The sequence below is a fragment of the Burkholderia sp. E168m23 genome (assembly GCF_016586125.1).
Classification (GTDB): domain Bacteria; phylum Pseudomonadota; class Gammaproteobacteria; order Burkholderiales; family Burkholderiaceae; genus Burkholderia; species Burkholderia orbicola.
Genome location: NZ_BCPP01000305.1, coordinates 1 through 7,005, shown reverse-complemented (window position 1 = coordinate 7,005; position 7,005 = coordinate 1). Strand labels below are relative to the sequence as shown.

The following is a 7,005-nucleotide window of genomic DNA, read 5'->3' as shown; positions in this document are numbered from 1 at the left end:
GCCGGCACCGATACCGAGGTATACGAGACGGTCGCCCACAACGAGATCGCATGGTTTCACGCGCCGGAGCCGACCGACTCGCTCCTGCTCGACGAGCATCGCAAGATGGCATTCTCGATCGTGTCGCTCGCGTTCAAGGACGACAACAAGTGGCGCCTGTACGACGGCACGTCGACGATTCACGCGACGATCACCGATGCCGGCTTCCTGTCGCGCGTGAACAACAGCCAGATCAGTTTCAGCAAGGGAGACGTGCTCTTGTGCAATGTCCGTATGCAGCAGTGGCAAACTTCGGACGGGGCAAAAACCGAATACGAGGTCACGGATGTCCTCGAACATCGCCCGGCCGGCCTGCAAATTCGGTTGCCGGGCATGTGATCCGCACCGAAGCGTCGCGCCCGACGCAACCTCTCATCACTGATGAAACCCGCGATCCATCTGCGTGCTGCGTCTCAGGAAGATCTCCCGTTCCTGCTGACGCTCCGTCGACTCACGATGACCGAGCATCTGCAGCGCGTCGGCGCGCCGACCGACGATGACGCGCACGACCAGCGCATCCGCGCGAACTTCGACGACGCGATGATCGTCTGTGAAGGCGCCGATGCCATTGGCCTGCTGAAGGTGACACGCGCCGCCAGCGAATGGCACGTCCATCAGATCCAGATTCTCCCCGCGCGCCAGGGCCAGAGAATCGGGAAAACCGTGCTGCACGCATTGCTGACCGACGCGGCGCACGCGCGCGTGCCGGTATCGCTCAGCGTGCTACATGGCAACCCGGCGCGGCGGCTCTACGAACGGCTCGGCTTTCGCGTCGCGTCGGAAACCGACACGAGCGCGAGCATGGTCTGGCACGCGTGACGCGCGTCATGTCGACGCCGTCGCATGGCCCTTACTGCGTGATCTTCGCGTCCTTCAGCAGATTGCCGATCATCTGCGCGCTCGCCTTCTCGGCCGCGATCGCCTGCAATTGCTGCTGAAGCGTCGGCTTCGCGGTTTCGAAACCCGGCACCTGCGTCGGCCGCTTCGCATCCAGCTTCACGATCGCCCGCACGCCATCGACCGGAATCGAATCCTTCGTCGTCGCGCCGACCGTCAGCTTCTCGAGCGCCTGCGCAACGGGCAGCGGCAGCCCGGCCGTCTTGCCTTCCGCCGCCGGCGTATTGAAGCTCACCCACGGCAGCTCGCCGCCGGTATCGCGGCTCGGCGCCAGGCTGTACTGGCGTGCCAGCCCGTCGAACGACTTGCCCGCCTTCAGCTCGCTCAGCACGGTCGCCGCCGCGACCGGGTCCTTGACGACGATCACGCGCGGCTTGTATTCGTTCTTGCCGAGCGCGGCGACCAGTTCGTCGTAGCGCGCCTTGACCTGCTCGTCGGTCACCGGCTCCGGCTTCACGTGGTCGCGCAGGTACAGTTGCACCTCGGCCGTCACCTTCGCCTGCTGCATCGCCGCCTTGACCTCGGGCTTGTCCGCATAGTTCGCCTTCTCGGCCGCCTGCTGAACCAGCACGCGCGTGATCAGCTGGTTCTTGATCGCCTGGCGGATCTGCGGCGAATCGGGCTGCCCGGACGCGCGCAGCAGCGTATCGACGTCGGCCTGCGTGATCGGCGTGCCGTTGACGGTCGCGACCGTCTCCGCCGTCTGCGCGTGGACCGGGCCACTCAGTGCGCCGGCCAGCGCGACGATCGTCAACAGGCGATTCGGGATCGTTTTCTTCTTCATCGTTGGGTCGCTTCAAGCATAAGAAACGCGGCAGGGACCGCCGCGCTCGTTCATCGTGCACGCCCGCACAACGTCCGCGGGAGCCGCCGCCATTGTGCACGGAACCGCATTTCCACGTCGGGAGGTTCGGCAAGCGGGTCCGGCACGGCGCGGCGCGCAGGGTGCCCGCGGTGCATTGCATGCGCATTGCGCAACAATCCCGCGAAAATACTCACGATTGCTTTCACGACTTCGCGAGTACGGCCGCTGCCCGACGCGGCTGCACGTTCGGCGTCTTCAGCACCTTCAGCCTGTCAGGGCGTCCACCGGTACACGGTGATGCTGTTCCCCTTCACGTTGTTCTTCATCACCACGTACTCGCCGTTGAACCGGCGGTACGCGCGGATGCTGTACATCGCATCGATCGCGCTGCTGGTGTCGACCGTCGCGGGGTTCGCATTGACCAGCGTCGTGTCGAGATTGCCGGTGGTGAGGTTGAACGCGTCGACGTTCGGCCACAGCGGCCCGCTGCTGCTGAACCAGTAGCCGACGAACAGATGGTTGCCCGCCGCGTCGATCGATTTCGCGCCGCTGTGCGGCAGCGTGATCACCGGGTCGGGCTTCGTCGTGTTGCCCGCGCGCCAGCCGTGATACACCTCGATGCGCGTGCCGATCGACGTCCAGTCGTTGCTGCCGACCGCGCCCTGCGCAAGCACCATCGTGTCGCTGTCCGCGAGATAGACGATGCGCGTCAGCGGCACGATGCTGGCCGGAATGCGGGTCGCGACGCCCGGCCCCCACGACGGCTTGCCGTTCGCGTCGAAGCCGGTCAGCGGGTAATGCGTGATCGCGCCGGTCTTGTCGAGGCCGGCCCATACGCCGCCCTGGCTGTCGAGGCTGAAGCCGCCCGTCACGCGCTGCGTGGTATTGAATGCGGGGCCGGGAATCGAGCCGTCCGGAATCGCGACGTAACCGTTCGCCGCGTTGAAGTGATAGAAGTAGAAGACCGGCGGGTTCTGGCCGGCCGCGACGAGAATCCGGTTCGCGCCGACCGACGTGAGCAGCCCGAAGTGTTCGTCGCGCTGCGTATCGTTCATGTTGATGCGCGGGTCCGACGGATACGTGAACGGATCGACGGTGTTCGCGACGAACTTGCCGCCCGCGCTGCCGCTGTAGATATGCGTGGCGCCGTAGAACAGCGCGCCGTCCGTGACCGGGTCCGGCGCGGCAATGCCTTCGAAGTTCAGCGACTGCAGCGTCCAGCGCAGATTGCCGTTGCTGCCGTACGCATGAATGTCGGTCGCGCCGTTGCGGCCGAGATCCCAGCTGCCGCCCCACGGGTTGTTGAGCACATAGAGGTTGCCGCCGGTGTCCTTGCCGATCCCGACGATGCGCGTGAAGCGTTGCGGGCCGACCTGCCCCTTGATGCCCGTCGTCGTGTCGAGATAGCCGCCGCGCACGCCGAACGTGCCGGCCAGTGCCGGCCGGCCCGAGATCGAATAGCGCTTGATGTTCTGGTCGGGCCCTTCGTCGCCCACCAGCAGTTGCCCGGCCGCCGCATCGACATACAGCGCCGACGGATGCGAGCCGGCCGGCATCCGGATCGTATCGAGCAGCGCGCCGGTCGGGCTGAAGCCGACGATCGAGCCGGCACTTTTCTGCGCGACCCACACGTTGCCCGCGCCGTCCACCGCGAGCGCACCCGGCGCCGACACGGCGATATCCCGCTGCCACACGCCATCGGTCGTGAACACGCGCACGCGATTGCCGTAGAAGTCGCTCGCATAGAGCAGCGAGCCGGCCGTCGCGAGCCCGGTGACGACGTCGATGCGCGGCTGGTTGGTCGCCGCGCTGATCTGGATCACGCGGTCGCGAACCTTCGTCGCGCGGTTGTAGCGCCCCACCGCACCGCTGCCGTACGTCTTGCCGGGCTGCAGCGCGACGAACAGCGACGTCGCGTTGCCCGTGATCGCGCTGCCCTGGAATTCCGAATGCGCGCCGATCGAGCCGATGCTCTTGCCGTTCTGGTAGATCGCGACGCCGCCTTCATCCTCGTCCCACATCGACGCCGTGTAGATCACGCCTTCGGGGGCTACCCACATCGCGCGCGCGACGTTGCCGACGTGCGCGGCGAGCGTGCCGTACGTGTTCGCGATCCAGTCGGTGGTGTTGGCTGCGTGAGCAGAGGGCGCAAATGCGGCGATCGCCGCGGCAACGAGCGCGGCCTGGATGCGTTTTCTGGCGACCATGACGGATGCTCTCCTGAACAGGGTAGTCATTCACATGAGGGATCGGCCGGCCAGATGGCTTGAAGCCCGCGAGATGTCAATTCTTCCCCGAATCATCCGGCGCAGTCGGTATGACATACGGCATGCATTCGATAATGCGCAGGGCGAGAATAGCGTTATATAAATCGAAAAAAATTGCGAATCGCCCGCGCTTTTGGCGAGCGCCCGCCGCGCGTCAGTGAATGGTCACTTACGCGCCGGATCGGGAATCGGGAAAATCAGGCGGGCGCCTGCCGGAATATCGCCGCCGATTCGACGTCGATCAATTGAAACGGCGAATGCCATTTCGGAAACATCGGGAAAAGCCACTGCCCCAAAACACATCGCCGGCCTGAATCCGCATCGAATCCGGGCCGGCGAATGTCATTTGCCGCGGGTCGGGCAACGCGACGTTGCACTGCCGCATTTGCCACGCATCATGCCGACGTTTCCCGCACCTTCACCTCGGCTACGCGCGCATCGTCCGAATCGTCGTCGTCGCGCGGCGCGTCGAGCTGCCCTTCCCACTTCGCGACCACGGCCGCGGCGATCGAATTGCCGACGGCATTGGTGGCCGAGCGCCCCATGTCGAGGAACATGTCGACGCCCATGATCAGCAGCAAGCCGGCTTCGGGCAGGTTGAACTGGTTGAGCGTCGCCGCGATCACGACCAGCGACGCGCGCGGCACGCCGGCCATTCCCTTCGACGTCACCATCAGCATCAGCAACATCGTGATCTGCGTGCCGAGCGGCAGATGGATGCCGTATACCTGCGCGATGAACAGCACCGCGAACGTGCAGTACATCATCGAGCCGTCGAGATTGAACGAATAGCCGATCGGCAGCACGAAGCTCGAGATCTTGCGGTTCACGCCGAAGCGATCGAGCGCGTCCAGCAGCTTCGGATACGCGGCCTCGGAGCTGGCCGTCGCGAACGACAGCAGGAACGGCTCGCGGATCAGCCGGATCAGCGTGAACGCGCGCTTGCCGAGGAACGTCACGCCGGCCAGCGTCAGCACGGCCCATAGCAGCGCCAGCGCCAGATAGAAGCTCGCCATGAACTTCGCGAACGTGAGCAGGATGCCGAGCCCTTCGGTCGTGATCGTCGACGCGAGCGCCGCGAACACCGCGACCGGCGCGAACCCCATCACCGCCCCCGTGACCTTCAGCATCACCTGCGCGAGATCGTCGATCACGCCGGTCAGGCGCTTGCCCGATTCGCCGAGCGCGGACAGCGCGGTGCCGAAGAAGATCGAGAACACGACGATCTGCAGGATTTCGTTGTTCGCCATCGCCTCGGCGATCGACTTCGGCACCAGGTGCACCACGAAATCCTTCAGCGTGAACGCGCCCGTCTTCAGATTGAGCGCCGCATCGGACGGCGGCAGTGGCAGGCTCAGGTGGCTGCCCGGCTGCAGGAGCGTCGCGGTCAGCAGACCGAGCAGCAGCGACGTGAACGACGCGATGAAGAACCAGCCGAACGCCTTGACGCCCACGCGGCCCACCGCGCCGCCGTCGCCCATCTGCGCGATGCCGACGGTCAGCGTCGCGAACACCAGCGGCGCGATGATCATCTTGATCAGGCGCAGGAATACATCGGACAGCAACGACACGTAGCCGGCGACTTCCTTCGCCATCTTCGGGTCGGGAAACGCGCTATGGCAGGCGTAACCCACGGCGATACCAAGCATCATCGCGACAACGATGTACTTGGTAATGTTGTGCTTCTTCTTCATTAGTGATCCAAATTACAAGGCGTATGTTGCTGACGGCGGGTCAATCATTCGCGTCCGGCTGCGAATTGAAACCTGTGTCTCCATGCGGGTACCTGTCCGCGTCGGGCGGTCGCCAGGGCGGACAAGGGGGGGCATTCTAACGCAAATGGTGCACCGGCTTTCAAATGTGAAAGCCCCGCGAGTTGATTTGCGTCCTGATGTCGTCGGGAAACGGCCGGTGTCGCGGTCCGGCCGGCTTCCGGTGCGGCCGGATGTCGGGGAATGTCAGCGGATCAGGTAGGACGCAGCTTGCCCGGAAAGGCACGGCGGGCGGGCGAATGCGTCAACGCGGCGCGCCGGCCATGTCGGGCGTCAGGCAACCAGTACGCAGGTGCGGAAGAAATCGCCAAGCGCGGCGGCCGTCCGTTCCATGTCGACGGACGTGCCGAGGCTGCGGTCGAGCCACAGGCCGTTGAACATCGCGAAGACGATGTTCGTCGTGCCTGCCGGATCCAGCGATGGCCTGACCCAGCCTTCGGCCTGGCCGCTTGCCAGCAAGCCCGCGAGATCCGCGCGCATCTTCCGGTCGAGCCCGACGATATCGGGGCGGCGCTCGGCATCGCGCGCGAGTTCGAGCCAGCTGTCGACACCCAGGCCGTCATCGCCCTGCGCCAGCATCCCGGTCAGTTCGTCGGCCGTGATGTTGGCCAGCCAACGCAGCCCGTCCTTGCTGAGGATGCGATCGAAGTCCTGCGTATAACGCTCGACCTCGACCGCGATGATCGCGTCGATCATCTCGCGCTTGTCGGCGAAATACCGGAACACCGCGCCCGCGCTCATGTCGGCCGCCGCACAGATATCTTCCGTACGCGCGCCGTGGAACCCCTTGGCCTTGAAGACCCGGGCGGCCGCGGTGAGGATCTGCTCGCGGCGTTGCTGGTGAAGGTTTTCGTTTCGTGTGCGCGCCATGCTTCCCGAAATAACCGGACTAAATCGTCGCATTATAGGGAAGGTACCTGTCGGGATCAAATCCGGCGGCGCCGTTTCAGGTCGCGGTCCCGCGAGAGATCGCCACGCCCGGGACCGCACGATTCAGCGATCGCGACACATTCTCACAAAGATGCGCAGACCTCGACACTACGGCACGTAAACGATCTGTAATATTTGGAAATGATTCGTATCGACGCCGTGCGCCGGCGTCAACGCGCAATCCCGGGCCGGAAACGCGGCACCGCGTTCGCGCCATGGTTTCCATCAGGTCGGGCCCGTCATTTCATCAGTATTCCTCTGAAATGATGGATCGACAAAAAAGCGGCATCGTGAT

General features: G+C 64.8%; 5 protein-coding genes and 1 pseudogene. 2 read left to right on the top strand and 4 right to left on the bottom strand.

The window, feature by feature from the left end; genetic code table 11:
- Both JMF90_RS17110 and JMF90_RS17105 read left to right on the top strand, forming a co-directional pair.
- Positions 1–378, top strand: a pseudogene (locus JMF90_RS17110) (hypothetical protein); the annotation flags it as partial.
- Positions 379–420: 42 nt separating this feature from the next.
- Positions 421–858 (top strand): N-acetyltransferase, encoded by a 438-nt coding sequence (locus JMF90_RS17105; protein WP_011548673.1) that lies wholly within the window; start codon positions 421–423, stop codon positions 856–858.
- Positions 859–889: 31 nt separating this feature from the next.
- Here JMF90_RS17105 and JMF90_RS17100 read toward each other — a convergent pair whose 3' ends face one another.
- The 4 genes from JMF90_RS17100 to JMF90_RS17085 all read right to left on the bottom strand — a co-directional run bounded on the left by JMF90_RS17100 (position 890) and on the right by JMF90_RS17085 (position 6,710).
- The gene (locus JMF90_RS17100) at positions 890–1,720 is read right to left on the bottom strand and encodes a peptidyl-prolyl cis-trans isomerase (protein WP_011548674.1); all 831 of its coding nucleotides are present in this window, start codon (positions 1,718–1,720) and stop codon (positions 890–892) included.
- 293 nt (positions 1,721–2,013) lie between these two features.
- Complete coding sequence (locus tag JMF90_RS17095) at positions 2,014–3,948, bottom strand: SMP-30/gluconolactonase/LRE family protein (protein ID WP_011548675.1); 1,935 nt, start codon at positions 3,946–3,948, stop codon at positions 2,014–2,016.
- Between the two features lie 455 nt (positions 3,949–4,403).
- A complete protein-coding gene (locus JMF90_RS17090; RefSeq protein ID WP_011548676.1) occupies positions 4,404–5,702 on the bottom strand; it encodes a dicarboxylate/amino acid:cation symporter in 1,299 nt (432 codons plus the stop codon).
- 351 nt (positions 5,703–6,053) lie between these two features.
- Entirely contained in the window at positions 6,054–6,710 is a 657-nt protein-coding gene (locus tag JMF90_RS17085) for a TetR/AcrR family transcriptional regulator (protein ID WP_226292207.1), read from the bottom strand.
- Positions 6,711–7,005: the final 295 nt, after the last annotated feature.

Excerpts from the sequence above, each read along its gene's own strand:
- JMF90_RS17105 (WP_011548673.1), top strand. The coding sequence starts at position 421 with ATGAAACCCGCGATCCATCTGCGTGCTGCGTCTCAGGAAGATCTCCCG.
- JMF90_RS17100 (WP_011548674.1), bottom strand. The coding sequence starts at position 1,720 with ATGAAGAAGAAAACGATCCCGAATCGCCTGTTGACGATCGTCGCGCTG.
- JMF90_RS17095 (WP_011548675.1), bottom strand. The coding sequence starts at position 3,948 with ATGGTCGCCAGAAAACGCATCCAGGCCGCGCTCGTTGCCGCGGCGATC.
- JMF90_RS17090 (WP_011548676.1), bottom strand. The coding sequence starts at position 5,702 with ATGAAGAAGAAGCACAACATTACCAAGTACATCGTTGTCGCGATGATG.